We start from the raw sequence: 21663 nt of genomic DNA, 5'->3' as shown, positions 1-21663 counted from the left end.
AATCCAGTGATACCAGGGTCCTGGCATCACTGGATTCGGCTAACAGATATCAAGTTAATCCTTTGCCTTGGCGCGTTGTCTTCTTTTCTCTTTCGGATCCACCGTTAAATGCCTGTAGATTTCAAGGCGATCGCCTGGTTTTAATACCGTATCCATCGCAACACGTTTGGTAAAAATCCCTATCGGCAACGTTTGCACCTCTGGATGGGTCTCAAAAATACCTGACTCCTTAAGCGCATCCGCAACGGTTGCTCCCGCTTGTAAAGCGAGTTTTAATTGTATGGTTGTCTGATCAGCGGCTATATAAACAATTTCAACGTTTACCATAAAGCATCTCAGCGCGATCGCAAAAGGCATCTACCATCTTGTCGGTAACTTGTTCAAAGACAGGGCCTAAAAGCATTGAAAACATACGGCCGGCAAATTCAAATTCCAAATCAAATGACACTTTACAACCTTCCGGAACTTCATCAAAACGCCAAAACCCCTCCAGATGGCTAAAGGGCCCATCGACTAAACGAATTTCAATCATCTTATTCGCTTGCAAACGATTACGGGTAGTAAATGATTTGCTCATTCCCGCCGCTGCAATGACTAAGGTTGCCTGCACTTCATCCTCATCACGATGATGCACCAGACTTTGTGAGCAATAAGGTAAAAACTCGGCATACTGCTCGACATTATTAACCAGGCCATACATTTGCTCACATGTAAAAGGAACCACACGGGATTTTTTTACAACAGTCATCAAAAGTCTCCTTTTACTTGGGTTCTGATCCAACGAGCCAAATCAGCAATTTCCTCGGCACAGATAGCATGATCCATTGGATATTCATTAAAGGTTAAGTTTTTATACCCTGTTGCGGTTAACCAGGCAGCTGTTTGCTTAGTCCAGACAGGTGAAACAACAGAATCATATTGTCCGCCAGCAAGAAACAGTGGTGTATTTTTAGCAAGAACGGGTTTGCACTGAGTTGCCAATAGCAAATAAGCAGATAGAGCCACAACCCCAGCAAGCGGCGTTGTCAGATTTAAAGCCGTATATAAAGCCATTGCCCCACCTTGAGAAAAGCCAGCCAACATAATTTGATTTGTCGAAAAGCCTTGCTCAATCTGGGCATCAACAATCTGGCGAATATAGTTTTGCGAAGCCAAAATACCTTCTCGATCTTCGCGATCGGTCAGTTGCATACCAAGAATATTGTACCAGGCACGCATCGACATACCATTGTTGATAGTAACCGGCCGGACTGGCGCATCAATAAAAACATGGCGAAGTGCTACATCACCAAGGGGCAATTGTTCCACTAACCCCATCATATCCGAGGAATCAGCACCTAAACCGTGCATCCAAATCATACAAGCTTTCGCCTGCTGTGTTGGCTCTTTTACATAAACGTTCAACATAGCTCCAACAAAAAAACTCAAATTATCACCAAAGCGCTTCCCTATAGCAATAGACCTCTTTCGAAACTCCTGGGTCGATTAACATTTCGCCAGATTGAGTCTAAAAGCGTTGATTTACGCGCAGCGCAACACCGTTTACAGGAGAGTCAATGAGCAGCGTAGCCTGGCAAATCAACGCTTTTCGGCCTGGATAGCAGAAATGTCAACCGTCCCTAATAGCGCTTTCATGATGAATTCACTATACTCTGTTATTTATTATTGCAGATTATGCATGATGCGCTTGCTTACCATTATACTTATTATTTGGGCATCCTTAGTATTATCAGCTTGCGGGCAAAAAGGCCCTCTCTATCTGCCTACTGATACGCAAACACCAAAAAAATCCCAGTTGCCACAATGAATTAATGAGCCGCTAAATGACTATTCAATTTACCAAGATGCACGGTTTAGGGAATGACTTCATGGTGATCGATGCCATTCGCCAGCAAGTCGATTTATCTCCGCAACAAATTGCCCTCCTTGCCAAACGTGATACAGGAGTCGGTTTTGACCAGTGTTTACTCGTTGAAACCAGCAAAGAAAAAGGCATTGATTTTTTTTATCGCATTTTTAATGCAGATGGGCAGGAGGTAGGGCAATGTGGTAATGGCGCCCGTTGTCTGGCTCGTTTTGTTTTTCATTATGGTTTAACTACTAAAAAAAGAATAACTGTTGCAACCTGTACGACCAAAATGCACCTGGAACTGCATGACGATCAAACTGTTACCGTTAATATGGGACAACCTAATCTTGTGCCTGACGCGATTCCTCTGCAAGTAAAACAACAGGCCCCTTTCTATTCGTTGCCACTCAACGATGGCACACTATGGCAAGTACATGCCTTAAGTGTAGGTAACCCTCACGCAGTCAGTGTCGTAAAAAATCTTGCTGAAATAGCAATAGACCGTCTGGGAAAAGAAATTAGTGAACACACCTTGTTTCCCGAGCAATGCAATGCAGGCTTCATGCAACTGATTAGCACCAATCAAATTCGTTTACGCGTTTATGAACGTGGCTGTGGTGAAACCCAAGCCTGTGGTAGTGGTGCCGTCGCTGCTGCAGCAATCGGCAGACTTTATCACCAGCTTGCACCTCAAATTCATATTACGCTGCCTGGCGGGGAATTGATTGTTGATTGGCCGGATATCAACGGCCCTATCTATCTAAGAGGCCCTGCAACCTTCGTCTATGAAGGAGTATTAATGTCATGCGTATAGTCATTTTAGGGGCTGGACAGGTTGGAGGGACACTGGCACGTAATCTGGCGCGTGAAGACAATGATATCACGCTGGTCGATCTTAATGAGGATCGCTTGCGCGAATTACAGCATAAGCTTGATATCAAAACAGTACTGGGTTCAGCTGCCCACCCGAATATTCTCATTACTGCGGGTATAGAACAGGCGGACATGATAATTGCAGTCACTGATAGCGATGAAATTAATATGATGGGCTGCCAAATTGCCTATAGCTTGTTTCGCACCCCCACAAAAATTGCCCGCATCCGCTCGCGCTATTATTACGATTACCCCCAATTATTTTGCAATGAACATGTGCCTGTTGATGTATGTATTAGCCCAGAAAAACTGGTAACCGAACATATTGAAAATTTAATTGACTACCCAGGTGTTACCCAAGTTCTCGAATTTGCTGAAGGAAAGGTTTTACTGGTTACTATTAAACCCCAGTCCGCCGGCGTGATGGTAGGTAAAACTGTTGAGCAGCTTTATCAACATTTAAAGCCCATTGAAACGCGAGTGGTTGCGATTTTTCGCGATAAAATTGCTATTGTCCCACAGGGTGATTGTGAAATTATGGCCGATGATGATGTTCTTTTCGTGGCCTCGCCCCCGGCAATTCAACAGCTCCTTATCGCCCTGGGACGTTATACCCATCCCAATCGCCGCATTATGATTGCAGGTGGTGGACACATTGGGACCAAGCTGGCCCAGGCATTGGAAAAAAAATACCGTATCAAGGTGATCGATCGCAATTTGACCCATGCCAGTAAATTAGCCTCTCAATTGCATAAAGGGACTGTTTTACAAGGTGATATTGCCGATCGCGATCTGCTCGTTAGTGAAAATATTGAATTTACCGATGTATTCTGTGCTGTCACCAACGATGATGAAGCTAACATCATGTCCTGTTTGCAAGCCAAGCGTCTGGGAGCACGCCATGCCATTGCGTTGGTTAATCGCAATGCCTATGTCGAACTTATTGAAGACAGCCCCATTGATCACGCCATTTCTCCGCAATTAATCACTATCGGCAGTATTCTTACCAAATTACGGCGTGGGAACATGATCAAAGTGTATCGTTTACAAAATGACGAGGCTGAAACGATTGAGTTGATTACTCACGGCGATCAGTTAACTTCCCAGGTTGTCGGACGTCAATTATCAGAAATTAAATTACCTCCCAGTTGTTCTATTGTCGCTGTTGTAAGGGGTGAAAAATTACTTATGGCAAATCCGCAACTGGTGGTTGAATCGGATGATCATGTCATCTTGCTGTTGCTAAAAAAACGCTATGTCCGTCAAGTAGAATCGCTATTTCAGGTAAACCTGGCCTTTACCAGTTGAAAACAGCAGACTTCTTGCGAAACTCGCTGCAGTGAGAGCAGCGCGAGGAGAAACGGCGCGCAGAACCGCAGTGTACACGTCAGTACATGAGGATTCGAGCACCGGTTCGACGAAGCGATGCGCCAATGCAGTAGAGGTTCGAAAGAAGTCTCTGATTCCGCTATTGACCACTGCCCTCAACCTGGTGTTATGATTATCAGCCCAAAACCACTCCATTTGGCCAAGGTGAGATTAAAGTAAGTAATGCAAATTAAAACCATCCTGCGCCTTTTAGGTTTGCTGTTAATGATGTTTAGCGTCAGTATGCTTACACCACTCATCATTAATCCGATATTTAATGAACATTTTTGGCTGCCCTTCGTCGCGGCCTTCACCTGTACTTTTGTTACTGGTAGCGCACTTTGGCTGTGCTTTAGAACCCAGCATCACGAACTCAAAATCCGCGATGGTTTTCTGCTTGTCGTCTTATTTTGGTTTGTCCTTTGTTTTTTCGCTTCCCTACCGTTTATATTCGCCCTTCGTCATGAAAATCATGGTTTAACTGACGCACTGTTTGAATCGGTATCTGGATTTACAACGACTGGGGCAAGCATTATCAGGCATTTAGACGGCTTACCTCATGCGATTTTGTTTTATCGTCAACAATTACAGTTTTTAGGAGGTATGGGTATTGTAGTCCTGGCAGTAGCCATCTTGCCTATGCTTGGCGTGGGCGGCATGCAATTGTTCAGGGCAGAGACACCAGGACCAATGAAAGATAGTAAATTAACTCCTCGCATTGCCCACACCGCCAAAGCATTATGGTTTATTTATGTTCTATTAACGTTCCTTTGTATGTTGAGCTATTGGGCTGCAGGTATGGACTGGTTTGATGCCTTGGGCGAAAGCTTTACGACCGTCTCCACTGGCGGATTTTCGATGCACGATAATAGTTTTGCTTATTATCAAAACGATGCCATCGAGTTAATTGCCTGTTTTTTCATGTTATTGGGCGGCACCAACTTCGCCCTGCATTTTATTGCTTTTAAAAAGCGCAGCCTCATCCATTATTGGCAAGATGAAGAGTTTCGTCTCTATGTTGCTTTTTTATTTACAGCCAGCTGCCTGGTAACGCTCAGTCTCGTCATGTACGGTTTTTTTGCCGCTGATCCGCACGCGCTGGTGAAAAGTTTATTTAATGTGATTTCAATGGCCACAACAACCGGTTTTATTTCTGCTCCATTTAACAGCTGGCCAACTTATGTACCCCTTTTACTGATGCTGCTATCAATTGTTGGCGGCTGTGCAACCTCAACAAGCGGCGGTGTAAAAGTCATCCGTGCCCTGTTGATTTATAAACAAAGTAAACGTGAAATGGTGCGTTTACTACACCCCCACGCCATCATCCCCATTAAATTTGGTAGACATACCCTGCCAGAGCCTGTTTTACAATCCATGTGGGGCTTTATATCGGTGTTTATTGCCCTCTTTGTGGCTTTTATACTTTTATTTATGGCGTTAGGGAATGATTTGATTACCTCATTCTCAGCCATTACTGCAACGCTATCTAACGCGGGTGCCGGGATAGGTAATATCCATGACAATTTTGCTGATCTCAGCGCCCCCAGCAAGTGGCTGCTTATCTTTTCCATGATCGCAGGCCGTTTGGAGATATTTTCTCTTCTTATCCTTTTTTCGCCTCATTTTTGGCAAAAATAGCAATCCTCTAATTTGGCTTACTCTTGTTAAATAAAGTAAGCCCTGTAAAGAAGGTAAAGGCCAATAAGCAGATAGATAATGGCGGCGATAACAAGGTAAGCAGGGTTACGTAACCACCATTGCGCTACTTTTGTTAATAAATCCGGATTAATCAAGCGGAAAACTCCCCCGACCAAAACCAGCCAGGCTATTAGAGTAATAATGACGGGCCAACCCATTACCCAAACATTATGACTTATCACCAAAAGCAAGCCCAAAACCACCGTTAATAGGGCAATAAAGAACATTAATGCCCTCTGCCCTAAAATATCGACGATAATCGCCTTTAATGCCTGTTGGCAAAACAACATATACAGACTGATAATCACAAAGTACCAGCCAATCACTCTGGCTAAAAAAAGGGTTAAGTCCATGGTTTTCTCCCTCTATCAGCTACTCTATTTAAAGTATAGTAAGAGCCGTCTTTTTTCGTCCTGTGGAGTGGACACTCGTATTTAAAAATGTCTATTTAGTCTTGTTAATATTGTGTTAATTTTCTTCACATAGAATAGACCACGCTAGAAGCTATAAAAATTAATAATACTTGCACTCTTAGCTAATTTTTTATACAATACAGTGCTTGAAGTACTAGATGGGGACATTAACCATGCTTGGATCAGTAAAGAGATATGCTCAACCCGCGCTTGATTCAGTAGAACGTATTGCCAAAGTCGCAATCAATTTTCTCGACAAAGTTTTCGGGGCTATTGCAGGGGTTACTTTATTCTCGCTTACCTCTCTCATGCTGAATCTGCTCATGTCGCTCGCTCTCTTGGCATTCACGTTAACTGTTCGTGTTGCTCTTCCAATAGCCGCAGCATTCTGGGCTTACAAAGTAACTCACAGCTTTTCTTTGACTCTTTTTAGTACAGTAATGGCGCTTGGTCTTAATCGCCTAATCCTTCCGCCCTTACTAGTCATCGGTAGCGTAAGATTAGTGCTCAAAGCAATTGAAGACTTAGCCTATACGGTTCCTTATGGTTTAACCGAGGGTTATAACAAAGGCTTGGTTCATGTTGTTAAACAATGGTGGAAGATTCCATTTAGCTTTTTTAATTATTTGCGTGCAGAAGATGAGAATACCCAAGCAATTAACCAAGACTTTTTTGATCTGCCCACTCCATCATTCAACCTCCTTCAGGTGGCGTTACAGCGATCCTTTACTCATCCTCAGCCTACGGCGAAAGATACACTAACGGCAAAGGAGTTTGAGGAATTTAATTTAGGAAAACCACCGGCTCTGAAAACGCCATTTGTTCCTTTAAGTGACGAAGAACTTCTTACTGCTGCTTCAATACCAGAGCTTAATAGTGTATTGGGTCATTATAAGGACTTATATAAAACGCTGGACAGTTATGATAAAAATCCCAACAGCTTTGATGATCAACAGATCCCCATGGTAGAGATAAACACACCCATTATTCTGGTTAAACAAGTACGTACAGTAACCAGCCCCGAGACTTGGGAAACATTACCTGCTTATATTTGGTTAGCGGGTAAAGAGAACCTGCAGCAATGGATGGAAAGGAATACGGAACTCCCTACCAACCGAAATAAGCTTAATGGTACAGATTACGAGGATGGTAAGCCAACTCGTTACCGCTATTATAGTTACGAAACAGGGAGTAAGAATTCGCCGGAGCTTCATAAGATGGCTGCGACAATTCGCTCCAGATTAACGCCGTCTGAAAAACCGGTTCAAACAGAAGATCAAGGTTTCCTCGCAAGTCTCTCTGGTTTCTTTGGAAGAGGTGCAAGCCGCGTTAGTACGCCGGTTGTAAAAGCGAGCACCCCAGATACTTCTACCTCTCCTTTCATCGCCTAGACTATTACTGCTTTTATCTTGCTTTTGTTTTGGCAATTTTTATCTAGCTAAGCACCATTGCAAGATAAAAGCTCGTAACGATAATCTTGTGCAAGCTTCACAGGGTACGTCTATTTCGTCGTTGCAAGCCTCAAATTTGTAACGATGACGACAGTTTTTTATCTGGCTCTTAAAGACATACCTCGCGAAACGCTTATAATTTTATAGTGAACTAGCCTCTGTATTTGCGCCCCCCCCCCGAATTCTAATGCAAGAAAAGAGGGCTAGATTGCACAAACAATCTCATCAGAGTTCTGAGCCTTCTTATTGTTCTCTGCGAGCTCTGGGCGGACTTCTTTTATACGATTATTGCTGTCGACGAAGACAACCTTAGGATGATGCTTCTGGCAAAGCTCTTCAGGAAGCTGAATAAAGGTTGCAATAATAACAATGTCGCCAGGCGTGACTAAATGAGCGGCGGCACCATTGACACAGACGTCTTTAGACCCTTTTTCACCCGTTATAGCATAGGTTTCAAATCGCGTCCCTGCTGTCACATTCCACACATTGACGGCCTCATTGGGTAAAATATTAGCCGCTGCAAGTAGTTCTGGGGACAGGGTGATACTCCCCTCATAATCCAAATCAGCTTGGGTAATACAAGCGCGATGAATTTTTGATTTCAACATTTTTCGATAAAACATGCCTAATCTCACCGTTTATTAATGCCACATGGCCAAGAAAAGGAGCTAATGGTAACATATAAACCAACCACGGTAATGATGTTCCAGCCATTATTTCGATTTAGAGTCGGTACAGGGCAAAAATGTTTATTGTCGTTGTGAACAAAAACAAATTTTTGTTCAGAATCAAGCTCGCTCGCTTCGCTAAATGCCCGCAAAAGACTCGATTCTCAAGTTTTGTCCTCTATAGAGAGAGTTGGACCTATTTTATTTATGATCCAAAGTCGTTCTATACTTAAAAAAAAATGAGTATGGGATGCGTCTATGGCAAAGGCCTGTCTTCGAGTCGTAGTAACGCTGTTTTTTTGCTTATCTTGTCATGTAAATGCCACTGTTAAAATTGGCACGCCAATCTATGATCCGCCCTTTGTAGTTAATAATCCTGCCTATCCAATTGGGGGATTCGATATTCAATTGATGAATACAATCTGCGCACGCCTGCATTGGCAATGCCAATATATTGGTATGCGGTATTACGAGTTACTTTCCGCCTTGCAAGCGAACAAAGTCGATTTTGTACTGGGGGCCATTATTATTACACCCTATAGTCAATCACACTATTTATTTAGCATTCCTTACATGCCTAGCTCTGCTGTATTTGTTACCCTGAAGCAAGCTCCCTTCAGACATGCAAAAGATTTAGCAGGAAAAAAAGTAGGTTGTTTAAAAGGAAAGGAATATTTCAATTACCTTGAGCAAAATTTTGTTGACCAGTTAATCGTAGTACCCTTTGAAGAGCCTAGCAATTTAATCCAGGCTCTTAATTCGAATACCATTGATGCTGTTTTCATGAACACCTACACCGCGATGTTTTTTATGCATCAATATCCCACACGTGTACGAGCACTTCCGGAGCAATTTTCATTAGGTGATGGTATTGCTATTGCAACAACGATGGACAACAGAGAACAAATTGAGCAAATAGACGCGGTCCTGGAGCAAATTCTAAATGATGGCACTTTTGTACGAATGTATAATTACGATTTTGAGTTTTTTATTCCCAGTAATTAATGCGGGGGGCGCCATAAAGCCATTTATCTCGGTAAACGAAGGTTATTTTTCTTTTAATTTCCAGCGTTTATGTAACCACAACCATTGTTCTGGGTGGGCTAAAATAATGCGTTCCAACGCCTGATTATAAGCAAGGGTATTGCGATAAATTGATTCTTGGGTACTACCATAGTCTTGCCATTTGATCGGCTCATGAAATTCAAGCACATGACGCCCATCAGGTAGCCGGTAACCTGCAGCAGGAACCACTGGTACTCCTGTGTGACGCGCAAAGCTTGCCAGACTGCGATAAGTTCCAGCTTTCTTACCAAAAAATTCCGCTGCAATACCATCACGATTGACTATCGAGGCATGTTGATCTAAAACAAAAACCACCGCGTGATTTTGATCCAGTGCGTCACAAACCTGTTGCAGTGAGTTTTTCTTGGGAATCACATTTAACCCTGCACGGTAATAACGGCTAAACAAGATGCGCTCTAATGTTTTATTTCCTAAAGTACGGCGGATAAAATGAAATTGGCCTTGAAACTGCTTAAAATTGAGAATTCCGCCAAGCGGTGCAAATTCCCAATTACCAAAGTGACCCGTTAATACCAACACCCCTTTATTTTCAGCAGCAATCGCCAACAAACGCTCATACCCGCGTACTTCCACACGTTCGCTAAGTGTCTGTTCGCTCATAAAACGCAACTGAATTGCTTCTTTGATGGAGGTAGCCAGGTGCGAATAAAATGCTTTAGCAAGATGGGTTTGCTGCGCGATAGTCAAGTGTTCACCAAATACTTGCGCAATATTAGCCATAATGACCTTACGGCGATAAGGTAGATAACGGTATAAAAAACGCCCGCTCCATGATAAGGGCAGGCTATTAATCTTATCGGCTAATTCAGTCACAAGCTTTGATCACCAAACAAGCATTCATACTGGCAAACCCACGATTGAGCATGACAGCCTTTTTATTACCTTGTAATGGACGATGATGAGCGCTTATGTTTAATGGCTCGCATACAGAGGCGGCCTGATTGAAGTTAGCGATACCGGGGACACAATCGTTACGCAAAGCATAGGTTGTCAATACCGTATCCAAAACACCTGAAGCACAAAGCGTATGCCCCATTGCCCATTTAAACGCAGTAACCGGTACAGGGTTATCACCAAAAACACGCTGAATCGCTATCGCCTCACTGTCATCTGATTTGCTATTGCCATTGCCATGAGCCACTAGCAAACCGACTTCGGAGGAATTAATTTGGTAAGTCTCAAGGGTATTCGACATCAGCTCAGCCAAATGGTTGCCTTCTGCTTCAATAGAAAAAAGCCCGGATGCCTCACTGGCAGACAGACCTCCGACAATTTCTCCATAACAAGTCGCAGAACGCGCTTGCACACTTGCTTCACTTTCAAGAATCAATGCAGCGGCCCCCTCGGCTAAGACAGTCCCATCATGTTCTTTATCAAAGGGCTTTAAATGATTTGCACTCATGACTCCCAATTTTTCATAATAAAAAAGTGCCTGAGGTTCAATCCCTATATCGTAGCCAACGACTACTGCGCGTTCAGCCTGTCCCTGCCTAATCGCATGATAAGCCTCTAAAATAGCCTGTGTGCCACTAACTGCATGGTTAGTGATATTGTGATTAGGCCCTTTAAAACCATAGCTAATACCGGTATAAGCCAGAACATTATTAGGTAAAATGCGCAGTAACCACATGGGATGCACTTCATTAAACAGCTGTGTAGCAAACTGCTGCATATCACTGCCTGTTTTGGCGAGCAAAGGCAAAAAATCATATTGTTGGAAATATTTATTCCCGGGCGAACCAACATACACAGCCGTTTGATCATTAAAAGATTCTGTAGCAGCCAGGGTTTCACGATAAGGAAGAAGCTGGCTATGATTGATGGCTTGCATCGCTGCATTAATACCCATCGCATCCTGACGCGAAATAACTTTCATTAGTTTGCGATCAGGGAGCATCTTGGCAGGTTGAAAATTCTTCAGTTCTCCCCCCAACCGGTGAGCCCACGTTGATAAATCCCATTGACTGATTTCACCGATACCACTTTGGCCGGCAAGCAGCGCATCCCAGGTGCTGTCAGCCGTTTCACCACAAGCAGTTAAAGCACTTAGTCCTGTAATAAAAACACGATTGGCGTTACTCATTTACCAGCTCCTTCAAATTCGGGATGCTTGAATAGCAAACAGCTATTTGAACCGCCAAACCCAAAAGAATTGGATAGTACCACACCTAATGATTTTTCGCGTGGACCATCAACGACATAATCCAGGTTACACTCAGGATCGGCTACCGTTAAATTGGCTGTTTTGGGAACTTGTGCATGTTGAATCGATAAAACAGACAAGACAGCTTCCAATGCCCCAGCAGCGGCAATCAAATGGCCTGTCTGGCTTTTTGTAGAGCTGACTGGTAATTGATAGGCCTGTTCCCCAAAAACGGCTTTAATTGCATTCGTTTCACTTAGATCATTCATTTTAGTTGAGGTTCCGTGTGCATTGATGTAATCAACATCACTCGCTTGCACACCCGCATCTTGCAAAGCCCGTTCAATCGCTTGGATAGCGCCATCGCCATTAGGATGGGAATCCGTAATCCGATAAGAGCTTAACGAGTTGCCTTCCCCCGCCAATTCAGCATAGATTTTTGCGCCGCGAGCCCTTGCCTTGCTCCACTCTTCCAATATTAGGAACGCTGCACCCTCACCCAGGACAAACCCATTACGAGTACCATCAAACGGCCTGCTTGCTGTTGTTGGTGTCTCATTATAAGTAGATAAAGCGCCTAACAGGCAGAAACTGGAAAGGCCTAAAGGATTGATCATGGAATCAAAACCACCTGCCAACATAAAATCAGCCTCACCGCGGCGAATAACTTGCATGGCCAGCCCTAAAGCCTGTCCTCCAGAAGCGCAGGCTGTATGCACAGACGTTGCAAAACCTTCAATACCAAATTCCTGAATAAGCGAAGACAAACCGGAGTTTGAGGTTGTTTTTCCAAAATCAACCAACCTATAAAAATCCTGGGTATTATTCTGCAATTGACTCCAATCGATCTCACCCGTTGCAGCGCAAGTTTGTTGAAACCGTTGCAGATAAGAAAATTCGGCAGTCATCATTCCACTTCCGGTCACCACTCCCCAACGCTTGGCAGTCGGCTTTTCCGGTCGAATTCCTGCATCTGCAAAAGCTTGCTGTGCAGCATCCAGAGCATATTGGGTAAACGGCATGGTAAACCGCTTGTGCTTCCCGCCACTAGCCAGATTTGATGTAAACCCTTTGACTTCTGCTGCAATATAGGTAGGAAAAGCACTGGCATCAAATTGTCTTATCTCAGCGACACCGGATTGACCTGCCAGCAGATTAGTCCAAGTAGATTGCACATCATTGCCTAAGGGCGATACAACTCCCAGACCAGTAACTGCCACGCGTCTATTTTTCATGTTTCGTACCTTTCGCCTTCATCACTACATCTAAAACACATACTCGTTTACCAGCCACTTCACTGCGATAGCTTAACACCAATTGTTGTTCATCTTGCTCTTTGACTTTGACATAACAGATTAGAACGTCGCCGGGGTAAACAAATCCACTCATTTTAATTTTACGGAATTCACTGACTACATAGGCATTAGAGAAAGAGGCACGTCGCACAAATTCTTGCGCCAAATTCAATTTACACTCTAATAAAATAGTCAGGGGTAAAACCGGTTTGTTGGGGAAATGATCTGGAAAATAAGGAGCAGCCCGAGTGATAGATTTTATTGCACTCAAGCTTACACCTGGCTCTGAAGTCAGAATATGGTCAAACGACATAGGAGCCACACACCTAGGGAGCCCAGTAATACGAGTGGAATCAGGTTTTTCGGTAACAGCCCCCTCAACAAAACTCTGCGGAGGCCATTCACCGGGTCTATTTACCTCATTAAATTGACGACGCACCTCATCCTGAGCAATAAAATCTGCCATAGGCAGCATAGGCCCTAAAGCCCCCTCAATATTGAAAATCACTTCGTCACCAACACGAGCTACGCTATGGTACTGTACAGCATCATCATCCAGACGCTCAATAAAGGACTCCAACAACAACGTTTCACCGACATAGGCAGGGCGATGCAAGCGTGCGCTTGCTACAACCCCAGCAACAGGTCTTAATGTGAAATCATTGAAAGACATGGCATTCCAAGCTGCTAACTGCCCCAACGTCTCGCCAATCAAAGAAGGCATAAAACAGAGAGGGCCTTCAGCACTTGGACAAAGGTAGGTATCATCCTGTGTAATGTGCTTTACCCCCCGCACCATTTCACCAGGGGACAATTGCAGGATTCTATCAACAAATAGAAAGCGCATCAGGCGACAGTTTCACAAGCGTTCTGCTCGCTGACAGCAACAACAACCAGCTTACAAAAGGTTTCTACCGTAAACAGCATAGGAATTTCATTGACCTTCATATTAGCCTTGAAATGTTCAGCAGGGACTTCACTTAGATAATTTTTAAGTGCCTGCATCCCTTGTGCTGTTAACACGCCACCTTTCTCAAATTCATCTTCCGCCAAATCGCCACGAGCATTTTTCTCTAATTGACCTCGTGGTATTTTGATAGCAAATTCTTTTTCTAACTGAAAAACCAAATCGAGAAAATCGATAGATTCAGCACCCAAATCAGCAATCAATCGACTGTTTAAAGAGACTTCTTCTTCGTCGATAACCAGTACGTCAGCGATAATTTCCCTCACCTTGGGGTATACGCTATCTACATTCATGTTCTATCCTCAGAGCTCAGCTAGTTCAAAAAACTTCAGATTGTATCACAAACTTTTAGCGCTCAGCTACGTCGACATACATTAGATGTATATCATTTATACAAACATGGGGGTTAATATAAGAATTTTTTTCGTTAGCATGAAAATAAAGAAAGAATGAAGCATAATTGGGAACTAGTATTTGCAACCCTCGGCTTTTTTAGCGCCAAAGGATTCTGATTAATGCATAAAATAATAACAACTAGCTTATTAAGCCTGGTTTTGCTGCCTTTCACACAGAGTTTACCCGCCGCAGCTTTACCATCCAGCCCAACAATTACTCTCCCCTCAGCCAACCAACAAAATAATGAGTTTCGCGACACAGTCATCCAGTATGTCCGCTCCATTGCAGCCTATACGCTCTTTAATACTCCTCTACCAAATGCTCAAATACTGGATAAACGATGGGATACACAATATGCACATAGATACTGGTATGTGAGTGTAATTGCCTATTTTCAAGGGCAACAACTCGGTGTGGGGACCGCAAATGAAGCCTCGTTATCCAAAACGATTGCAAAAGCAACAGAGCGTGCTTTGGAACAAAGCCGCTTAAAACCTATTGGTACAAAAGAATTGGCTGCATTTCGCTTCCAGGTTATTTTTGACTACCCACCCCGCCGCTATTATTCATTCATTGAGGACAAGGGAAAAGGATTGGAATTGCAAAGCAATCGTGTAGTCATACGTTATTTAGACAGCGATTTAATTAAACAACAGATTTATTCCAGTCAACATTATCTACTTAACAACCTGCATCCGCAATTGCATGGCTTTTATAAAAAATACGATGTAGCAGAAGACAAACGCAGTAGCAAATTACACACCATTTATAGTGCTTCAAGTTTATATACCCTTTTGAAAATTTACCGTTTGAATCAAGATCCGCAGCTGGAAAAACACTTCAAGGCAATCGCTGCTTTCCTACTCGGGATGCAAGTCACACAAGGAAAACAGGCAGGTAGTTTTTATTATTCTTATGATATCAATACCAAGGAAAAAACTTGCTTTCTGTCAGTTGGCACTACGTCCAAAACGATTTTTACGCTCTTGGAACTTTATCGTTTTTATCACGAGGAAGCTTATCTCAGTGCCGCTAAACGAGCAGGAGATTGGTTATTAACTATGATAAAGGATAATGGCCAGGTGATATCTGGGGTGCGCTGCAAAGCAGACAATTGGAGTTTTAACAAAAAACAATCCTTTCTCTATTCAGGACAAGTACTCTCCGCCCTTTCGCGCCTTTACTTAATCACCAACGATGAACGTTATTATGATGCGGCCAGCAAAATCGCACAGTACATGACTATTGCAGCAAATAAACAAGGTGATTTTGTTGGTGATGATTTCCGTGCCCCCAATACCATATCGACGAGTTGGGTTCTAATGGCATTAATCGACTACAGTAAAATAAATAACGGTTCTCTTTATCGCGAAGTAATAGACAAAACTGCGTCAGCGATTTTAGCAAGGCAGATCGATGATCCCAATGATGCTTACAACCATGGGCGCTACCTTGACACGATGGCCACAAGCGGCAATGGCTGGATTAATGAAGTGATGGGTGAATTACATCAATCTTGTCTTAACCAGGGCAAGTCTAATTGTAAGCAATACCGCGATGCGATTATCTTAACTACCCGCTGGCTATTGCAAAATGCTTACACGGAAGCGAATAGTTATGACATCCGAAATCCTTCGCAGGCCATTGGTGGTTTTATGCGTGATTTTATCAGCCAAAGCATACGTACAGATGCTGTTTGCCACGGGGTGAATAGTTTAATCACGCTATTGACTATCATTGACCAACAAAATCAGAGCCTGGTAACTCTGGCAGAAAAACCTTTTGATGAAACAATAGGCTTGCTGCGTATCGGTAAAGTCCCTTAGACGTCACTAATAACGCCTGCTTGGCATTTATCCTACGCGACTGTATCCTGCATCAACAAATAAGGTATGCCCATTAATCATTGCTGCCTCCGGTAAACAGAGCAGATAAATCGCATTCGCTACATCCTGGGGTGTTAATGGTCGCGCCGATAAGGAGTGCGCTTGATATTCATCAAGCAGCTGCTCACGGTTAGGGAAATGTTTTAAGGCGTCCGTGTCAACTACCCCGGCTGAAACCGTATTCGCTGTGATACCATATTCTGCAAGCTCAAGCGCCAGGGAACGTACCAGTGCTTCCAGCGCCGCCTTAGACGCGCCAATGAAAGCATAATTAGGAATAGCTCGTTCAGCCCCCAGGCTTGATAAGGCCACCACACGACCTCCCTCTGACATCAACTCCCGTCCCTCTGATACTAAATGATTCAGGGCCAAGGCATTCGTTTCCATGCACCAACGCCAATGTTTAGTCGACATTTTCAACGCGGGTTTTAAAACACCACTCGCTGCATTACTAATCAAGAAATCGAGCCGGTTAAAATGTTCGCGGAATTTCGTATACATTTCTTTAACCGATTGATGATCAGCAACATTCGCTTGTATAGCGATGGCTTTGCGTCCTAAGCCTTGTAGTTCTGTTACCAAGGCTTGCGCTTCATCAGAACTGTTATAATAAACAATAGCGATATCACATCCAGCTTGCGCTAATTTCAATGCGGTAGCCTTTCCAATACCACGCGCACCGCCTGTAATTAAAGCTACTCTATTGGCGAACTGCAAAGCCATTCCATTTCCCTCTCGTTTAAAAATGCCTCAAACTACAGCGAATCAGATAGTCTGTCAATCGCAGTCGATCATTGCTCTATTTTTAGCGAATTAATTAACAAGATCTATGATATTCTTGTCTCTCAGACGTTAACTTTGTACCATCAGCACATCGTATTATGGGCATACAATTATCAATGAAGCATTCCTCCTGGTTCAACAGTGTTTTACCTATAGCAGCAATTTTTTCATTCCGCATGCTGGGATTATTTATGTTAATTCCTGTTTTTACCGTTTTTGCCGCTCACCTTCAAGGAGCAACGCCTGCTCTCATAGGTTTGGCACTAGGCAGCTATGGTTTAAGTCAAGGGTTATTGCAAATGCCTTTCGGCATGTTATCTGATCGTTATGGGAGAAAACCGCTATTAACTATTGGGTTACTGCTCTTTGCCAGCGGTAGTCTCATTGGTGCCTTGAGTCACTCAATTTATATGATGATACTTGCCCGTACTTTACAAGGAACCGGCGCAATTGGCAGCGTTTTAATTGCCTTACTCGCCGATCTAACTCCCGACGAACAGCGTACAAAGGCGATGGCCGTTATTGGAATGACCATTGGCTTGTCATTTAGCCTGGCTATGGTAATTAGCCCAGCAATTACTCATCATTATGGCTTACCAGGTATCTTCTATCTCACCACTGGAATGGCTTTCCTGGGTTTATTTTTGCTCCATGGCGTCATACCAACACCGAAGAGAGAGCGATTTCATATCGATAGCGAAGCCACCCCATCTCTGTTCAAAGCGGTTATCCATAACAAGCATTTACAGCGCCTCAATATGGGCATTTTTTTCCAGCATTTTATTTTAACTGCGACTTTTTACGCCATTCCCATGATGCTCCAGGAGCAACTCAAGCAAGGCCATTTGACACATCAATGGCACTTCTATTTGCCATTGATGATCTTCGCTTTTATTTTTATGGTTCCTTTTATTTTACTTGCCGAGAAAAAACGGCAAATGAAGCCTGTTTTCATAGGCTCCGTATTAGTTACCAGCCTAACCCAGTTTCTCCTCGCGTTCTCAAACCAATATTGGCTCTCCCTGTTTGCATTAATGCTTGCCTATTTTCTGGCCTTTAATATTCTCGAAGCAAGTTTACCCTCACTGGTGTCTAAACAAGCCGACGCCAATAGTAAAGGAACTGCAATGGGCATTTATTCTTCCAGTCAGTTTTTAGGTATCTTTGCCGGCGGGGCACTAGCTGGACTACTTTACCAATGGGCAGGTGACAAAGGCATCTTTCTTACCAATGGGCTTTTAGCACTTCTCTGGCTGTTTATTTCTTTTTCTATGCAACCCCATGCTTATTTATCAACCCTCATTGTGAATTACCCCGCGAATCTGAAAAGAGGGGAGGATGAACTCATACAACACCTTAAAAAACTCCCAGGCATTAAAGAGATCATGCTAGCTCCGGAAGAAAAAGTGATCTACTGTCGCCTGGATAAAGCTATTTATCAAGGTGGCAGCATTGAAAAAGTATTACAGCAACTCGCTACTCCAAACGGCAGCAAATAGATCACGGCTAAATAGTGTTAGATAACCGATTAGATAACTTTGATTCCTATTTGATTCCTATTTGATTGCTATTAGATTACCATTAGATTCCTATTTGTTTACTATTAGATTCCTCCTAGATTAGGTATAATTACTGGTCTAACAACTTTCGCACGCAGGAGAAAAAATGGCCCGTGGGATTAATAAAGTCATCTTGGTCGGTAACGTTGGTTTGGATCCTGAAGTTAGATACATGCCCAATGGTAACGCAGTAACAACCCTATCCGTAGCTACCAGTGAAACCTGGAAAGATAAACAAACCGGTGACAAGCAAGAGCGTACAGAATGGCATCGTGTCGTCTGTTTTAATCGCTTAGGCGAAATCGCTGGTGAGTATGTACGTAAGGGTTCCAAACTCTATGTTGAAGGCAGTCTACGTACTCGCAAATGGCAAGATCAGCAAGGGCAAGATCGCTATACGACTGAAATCGTAGCCACTGATATTCAAATGTTAGATAGCAAAGGCAACTCAGGTAATTATGACGAGATGTCACCTCCTCCAGCCCAACAGCAGCAAGGTAGTCCAGCGCGTAAACCACAATCAGCAGCTCAGTCTGCTCAAGCAGCGCAAGATGCTTTTGATGAATTGGACGACGATATACCATTCTAACTTTGTGATTGGAGAGTGTGTGGCTATACGCACTCACTCTTCTATCTCCCTGTCAGCTTAACTCCTTGCGAAGAAAATAAAATATCGAATTCTTTTCAAAGCCTTTTCGTTCGAATTCCACATAAAATCCAAGCTTCTTATAAAATTCAAGCGCTTCCCAATCGAAGGTATTTACTGCCATAAAATTACATGCACTCCTTCTTGCCAGCTCTTCTGCTCTGTGCATCAACTTGGTACCATAACCCATGCCTCTTAACTGCTCTTGTACCCATAGCTGGCCAACAAATAACCCACCGTACAGATTATCACCAGCACATCCCCCCACAATATTGCCGTTCTCGTCACGCATAAAAAATGCAAAGAAATCAAGTTGTTTCATACCTTTTTTCTTCTTAGCCTGTTCCATAATGCCATCATTTAATAGTTGTATATCTTCAAATTTTGGATTTGCTTCATAACTAATTGGATAAATCATTCTTAATTCCTCTTTTGCGATAAAGAAACAAATTACTTCCCTTTCAACCTAAACAGAAAGCATCTCAGGTTACTGTGCTGTAGACTTGCAGGAAATGCACAATGGAAATATTATTGGAACCGTACAACAACTAACCTACTAATAGTTGTCATCACCCGAGATCAGATTATGGAAAAGAAGAGTTACGCCTTGCAAGATCTTGCAGCCCCCGATGGCATTTGTTTTGGTTGTGGTTCAAAAAATCTGCATGGCCTGAGGATCAAAAGCTATTGGGATAATGACAATTTGCACGTTGTAACAACACACATGCCAGATAGGTGCTACACCGGTTGGCCAGCGCTTGTATATGGCGGGTTACTCAGCTGTCTCATCGACTGCCATTCTAACTGGACAGCGATGGCAAACCACTATCGCAGTGAAGGCCGCGAGGCAGGGACACTCCCACGGATCGATTGCGTAACGGGATCCCTTGGCGTGAAATACATCAAACCAACGCCAATGGGCATTCTGTTAACGCTCAAGGCACGAGTCGAAGGTAAAATTGAACGTAAAACCCGTGTACTATGTGAGGTATATGCTGGTGATACACTCACAGCGCTTGGCGACTCAGTTTTTGTTCGTGTGGACGTTGGCCATTTAGCAAAAACAGCACAACCGGTTTAAAGACTTTTTTAATCACGGATTACGGCTCCCGGCTTTCACCTGGACTACCGGATCATAATGCATTAGCAAAAAAAACCCGCCTTAGCGGGTTTCATAATCCTACAGCCTTGATTATTCCTCGTCAGAGGCTTCAGCAGCTACTGGACGATCGACAAGCTCAACAATGGCCATTGGTGCATTATCACCTGGACGGAAACCACATTTTAAAACTCGTACATATCCACCAGGACGCTCAACATAACGTGGGCCTAAGGTAGTAAATAGTTTTCCTACCGCACTCTTAGAACGTAGTCTGTCAAAGACATAACGACGTGATGCAACAGAATCAGACTTACTAACTGTAATCAAAGGTTCAATATAACGACGCAGTTCTTTAGCCTTTGGCAGAGTTGTTTTAATCAACTCATGCTCAATTAGAGAAGTACACATGTTAGAAAACATTGCTTTTCTGTGACTGCTTGTGCGGCTAAATCCACGGCCAGAATTACGGTGACGCATGACTAAAACTCCTAATATTACTCGCCAAGATTAGCTGGCGGCCAATTCTCTAGTTTCATTCCCAATGACAAAGAACGTGACGCTAATACGTCCTTAATCTCAGTGAGGGATTTCTTACCTAAATTGGGTGTCTTTAATAATTCATTCTCAGTTTTCTGCACCAGATCACCGATATAATAAATATTTTCGGCTTTCAGACAATTTGCTGAACGAACTGTCAGCTCCAGATCGTCAACTGGACGCAATAATACTGGATCAAAATCGTTTCGCTCTTTACTATCAGCACGTGACTCTTCAAACTTCATATCAACAAAAGCATGCAATTGACGTTGCAAAATAGAAGCAGAGATACGAATGGCTTCTTCAGGATCCAAAGTGCCATTTGTTTGCAAATCAATAGTCAGTTTATCAAGATCCGTACGATTCTCTACACGAGCACTGTCAACAAAATAAGCCACTTTTTTGACCGGTGAGAAAGTATTATCAATCTTTAGTTTGCCAACTGATTTTTGTTCCATTTCCTCGTCAAACGCTCTGACAAATGAATCAGTAGAATGAAAACCAACACCTTGCTCAACTTTCAAGGTCATATTCAGCTTGCCATTCTCATTCAAAGTGGCAATAACCAAGTCAGGATTAATGATTTCCTGGCCATGAGTCAACTGAATATCACCAGCGGTAACTTGACATGGGCCTTGCTTACTTAGAGTGAGGTAGGCCTCAGTACCAGTAGTCAGTTTAATAGCAACCTGCTTCAGATTCAGTAGAATATCAACTACGTCCTCTTGCACCCCTTCAATGGTACTGTATTCGTGTAATACACCATCAATGGAAGCTTCAGTAATGGCAGCACCTGGCATTGACGACAGCAGGATGCGCCGTAAAGCGTTTCCAAGCGTATGACCATATCCACGCTCCAAAGGCTCAAGCACAATCCGAGCATGGTAGGGCGTATTAGCAAGTACTTTAAGTACAGATGGCGTCAGCATTTCGTTTATCATTC

Annotated in this window: 24 protein-coding genes; 10 read left to right on the top strand and 14 right to left on the bottom strand. The window is 43.2% G+C overall.

Translation table 11 applies throughout. The features are described from left to right. Positions 1–54 precede the first annotated feature (54 nt). Genes ACN4Z1_RS09065 through ACN4Z1_RS09055 form a run of 3 tightly spaced genes read right to left on the bottom strand, consistent with a single transcriptional unit; the run spans position 55 to position 1407 of the window. Positions 55–327, bottom strand: coding sequence for an RnfH family protein (locus ACN4Z1_RS09065; protein WP_228363761.1), 273 nt, complete (start codon positions 325–327; stop codon positions 55–57). Then, positions 314–748, bottom strand: coding sequence for a type II toxin-antitoxin system RatA family toxin (locus tag ACN4Z1_RS09060; RefSeq protein WP_228363760.1), 435 nt, complete (start codon positions 746–748; stop codon positions 314–316). Before ACN4Z1_RS09060 ends, ACN4Z1_RS09065 begins: the two co-directional genes overlap by 14 nt. After that, the gene (locus ACN4Z1_RS09055; protein WP_228363759.1) at positions 748–1407 is read right to left on the bottom strand and encodes an alpha/beta hydrolase; all 660 of its coding nucleotides are present in this window, start codon (positions 1405–1407) and stop codon (positions 748–750) included. The genes ACN4Z1_RS09060 and ACN4Z1_RS09055 overlap by 1 nt, the downstream gene beginning before the upstream one ends. Positions 1408–1678: 271 nt before the next feature. Between ACN4Z1_RS09055 and lptM the strand changes: the two genes are divergently transcribed. The 4 genes from lptM (at position 1679) to ACN4Z1_RS09035 (ending at position 5728) form a co-directional block, all read left to right on the top strand. Further along, positions 1679–1807, top strand: coding sequence for an LPS translocon maturation chaperone LptM (gene lptM, locus ACN4Z1_RS09050; RefSeq protein ID WP_419388113.1), 129 nt, complete (start codon positions 1679–1681; stop codon positions 1805–1807). Between the two features lie 16 nt (positions 1808–1823). Beyond that, entirely contained in the window at positions 1824–2663 is an 840-nt protein-coding gene (dapF, locus tag ACN4Z1_RS09045) for a diaminopimelate epimerase (RefSeq protein WP_228363758.1), read from the top strand. After that, positions 2654–4030, top strand: coding sequence for a Trk system potassium transporter TrkA (gene trkA / locus ACN4Z1_RS09040; protein WP_228363757.1), 1377 nt, complete (start codon positions 2654–2656; stop codon positions 4028–4030). The genes dapF and trkA overlap by 10 nt, the downstream gene beginning before the upstream one ends. A 243-nt stretch (positions 4031–4273) precedes the next feature. Continuing rightward, on the top strand, positions 4274–5728 hold the full coding sequence (locus ACN4Z1_RS09035; RefSeq protein ID WP_228363756.1) for a TrkH family potassium uptake protein: 1455 nt from the start codon (positions 4274–4276) through the stop codon (positions 5726–5728). Positions 5729–5754: 26 nt separating this feature from the next. Here the strand turns inward: ACN4Z1_RS09035 and ACN4Z1_RS09030 are convergent, their stop codons facing one another. Beyond that, positions 5755–6141, bottom strand: coding sequence for a hypothetical protein (locus tag ACN4Z1_RS09030; RefSeq protein WP_115220258.1), 387 nt, complete (start codon positions 6139–6141; stop codon positions 5755–5757). Positions 6142–6374: 233 nt separating this feature from the next. Here ACN4Z1_RS09030 and ACN4Z1_RS09025 point away from each other — a divergent pair, with 233 nt between their 5' ends. Then, the gene (locus ACN4Z1_RS09025; protein WP_419386734.1) at positions 6375–7592 is read left to right on the top strand and encodes a hypothetical protein; all 1218 of its coding nucleotides are present in this window, start codon (positions 6375–6377) and stop codon (positions 7590–7592) included. Positions 7593–7855: 263 nt separating this feature from the next. Here the strand turns inward: ACN4Z1_RS09025 and panD are convergent, their stop codons facing one another. Beyond that, a complete protein-coding gene (panD, locus tag ACN4Z1_RS09020; RefSeq protein WP_228363754.1) occupies positions 7856–8275 on the bottom strand; it encodes an aspartate 1-decarboxylase in 420 nt (139 codons plus the stop codon). A gap of 303 nt (positions 8276–8578) precedes the next feature. Between panD and ACN4Z1_RS09015 the strand changes: the two genes are divergently transcribed. Further along, positions 8579–9325 (top strand): transporter substrate-binding domain-containing protein, encoded by a 747-nt coding sequence (locus ACN4Z1_RS09015; RefSeq protein WP_228363753.1) that lies wholly within the window; start codon positions 8579–8581, stop codon positions 9323–9325. 42 nt (positions 9326–9367) lie between these two features. Here ACN4Z1_RS09015 and ACN4Z1_RS09010 read toward each other — a convergent pair whose 3' ends face one another. The 5 genes from ACN4Z1_RS09010 to ACN4Z1_RS08990 are packed head-to-tail and all read right to left on the bottom strand — an operon-like array spanning position 9368 to position 14104. Further along, positions 9368–10219, bottom strand: a complete 852-nt coding sequence (locus ACN4Z1_RS09010; RefSeq protein ID WP_228363752.1) for a lysophospholipid acyltransferase family protein — start codon at positions 10217–10219, stop codon at positions 9368–9370. After that, entirely contained in the window at positions 10212–11489 is a 1278-nt protein-coding gene (locus ACN4Z1_RS09005; protein WP_228363751.1) for a beta-ketoacyl-[acyl-carrier-protein] synthase family protein, read from the bottom strand. Before ACN4Z1_RS09005 ends, ACN4Z1_RS09010 begins: the two co-directional genes overlap by 8 nt. Beyond that, positions 11486–12784, bottom strand: coding sequence for a beta-ketoacyl-[acyl-carrier-protein] synthase family protein (locus tag ACN4Z1_RS09000; protein ID WP_228363750.1), 1299 nt, complete (start codon positions 12782–12784; stop codon positions 11486–11488). Before ACN4Z1_RS09000 ends, ACN4Z1_RS09005 begins: the two co-directional genes overlap by 4 nt. Beyond that, positions 12774–13691, bottom strand: a complete 918-nt coding sequence (locus ACN4Z1_RS08995; protein ID WP_228363749.1) for a hydroxymyristoyl-ACP dehydratase — start codon at positions 13689–13691, stop codon at positions 12774–12776. Before ACN4Z1_RS08995 ends, ACN4Z1_RS09000 begins: the two co-directional genes overlap by 11 nt. Next, positions 13691–14104, bottom strand: coding sequence for an acyl carrier protein (locus tag ACN4Z1_RS08990; protein WP_058447280.1), 414 nt, complete (start codon positions 14102–14104; stop codon positions 13691–13693). The genes ACN4Z1_RS08995 and ACN4Z1_RS08990 overlap by 1 nt, the downstream gene beginning before the upstream one ends. 222 nt (positions 14105–14326) lie before the next feature. Between ACN4Z1_RS08990 and ACN4Z1_RS08985 the strand changes: the two genes are divergently transcribed. After that, positions 14327–16033 (top strand): glycoside hydrolase family 76 protein, encoded by a 1707-nt coding sequence (locus ACN4Z1_RS08985; RefSeq protein ID WP_228363748.1) that lies wholly within the window; start codon positions 14327–14329, stop codon positions 16031–16033. Between the two features lie 27 nt (positions 16034–16060). Here the strand turns inward: ACN4Z1_RS08985 and fabL are convergent, their stop codons facing one another. After that, entirely contained in the window at positions 16061–16816 is a 756-nt protein-coding gene (gene fabL / locus ACN4Z1_RS08980; RefSeq protein WP_115220250.1) for an enoyl-[acyl-carrier-protein] reductase FabL, read from the bottom strand. 176 nt (positions 16817–16992) lie between these two features. Between fabL and ACN4Z1_RS08975 the strand changes: the two genes are divergently transcribed. Both ACN4Z1_RS08975 and ssb read left to right on the top strand, forming a co-directional pair. Beyond that, positions 16993–18375 carry an MFS transporter gene (locus tag ACN4Z1_RS08975; protein WP_228364088.1) on the top strand — a complete coding sequence of 461 codons (1383 nt, stop codon included), beginning with the start codon at positions 16993–16995 and terminating at the stop codon, positions 18373–18375. A 166-nt stretch (positions 18376–18541) separates the two neighbouring features. Next, positions 18542–19024 (top strand): single-stranded DNA-binding protein, encoded by a 483-nt coding sequence (ssb, locus tag ACN4Z1_RS08970; protein WP_228363747.1) that lies wholly within the window; start codon positions 18542–18544, stop codon positions 19022–19024. 52 nt (positions 19025–19076) lie between these two features. Here ssb and ACN4Z1_RS08965 read toward each other — a convergent pair whose 3' ends face one another. Then, a complete protein-coding gene (locus ACN4Z1_RS08965) occupies positions 19077–19499 on the bottom strand; it encodes a GNAT family N-acetyltransferase (protein ID WP_228363746.1) in 423 nt (140 codons plus the stop codon). A gap of 168 nt (positions 19500–19667) precedes the next feature. Between ACN4Z1_RS08965 and ACN4Z1_RS08960 the strand changes: the two genes are divergently transcribed. After that, the gene (locus ACN4Z1_RS08960; RefSeq protein WP_228363745.1) at positions 19668–20162 is read left to right on the top strand and encodes a PaaI family thioesterase; all 495 of its coding nucleotides are present in this window, start codon (positions 19668–19670) and stop codon (positions 20160–20162) included. Between the two features lie 111 nt (positions 20163–20273). Here ACN4Z1_RS08960 and rplQ read toward each other — a convergent pair whose 3' ends face one another. Both rplQ and ACN4Z1_RS08950 read right to left on the bottom strand, forming a co-directional pair. Further along, positions 20274–20660 carry a 50S ribosomal protein L17 gene (gene rplQ, locus ACN4Z1_RS08955; RefSeq protein WP_058447268.1) on the bottom strand — a complete coding sequence of 129 codons (387 nt, stop codon included), beginning with the start codon at positions 20658–20660 and terminating at the stop codon, positions 20274–20276. Positions 20661–20677: 17 nt separating this feature from the next. Next, positions 20678–21661, bottom strand: coding sequence for a DNA-directed RNA polymerase subunit alpha (locus ACN4Z1_RS08950; RefSeq protein ID WP_040916731.1), 984 nt, complete (start codon positions 21659–21661; stop codon positions 20678–20680). Positions 21662–21663 lie beyond the last annotated feature (2 nt).

It is taken from the genome of Legionella sp. ST3F1 (genome assembly GCF_048553315.1).
Taxonomy (GTDB): Bacteria; Pseudomonadota; Gammaproteobacteria; order Legionellales; family Legionellaceae; genus Tatlockia; species Tatlockia donaldsonii.
Note: the sequence above shows the minus strand (reverse complement) of the source record. Positions and strands in the feature narration are given on the sequence as shown.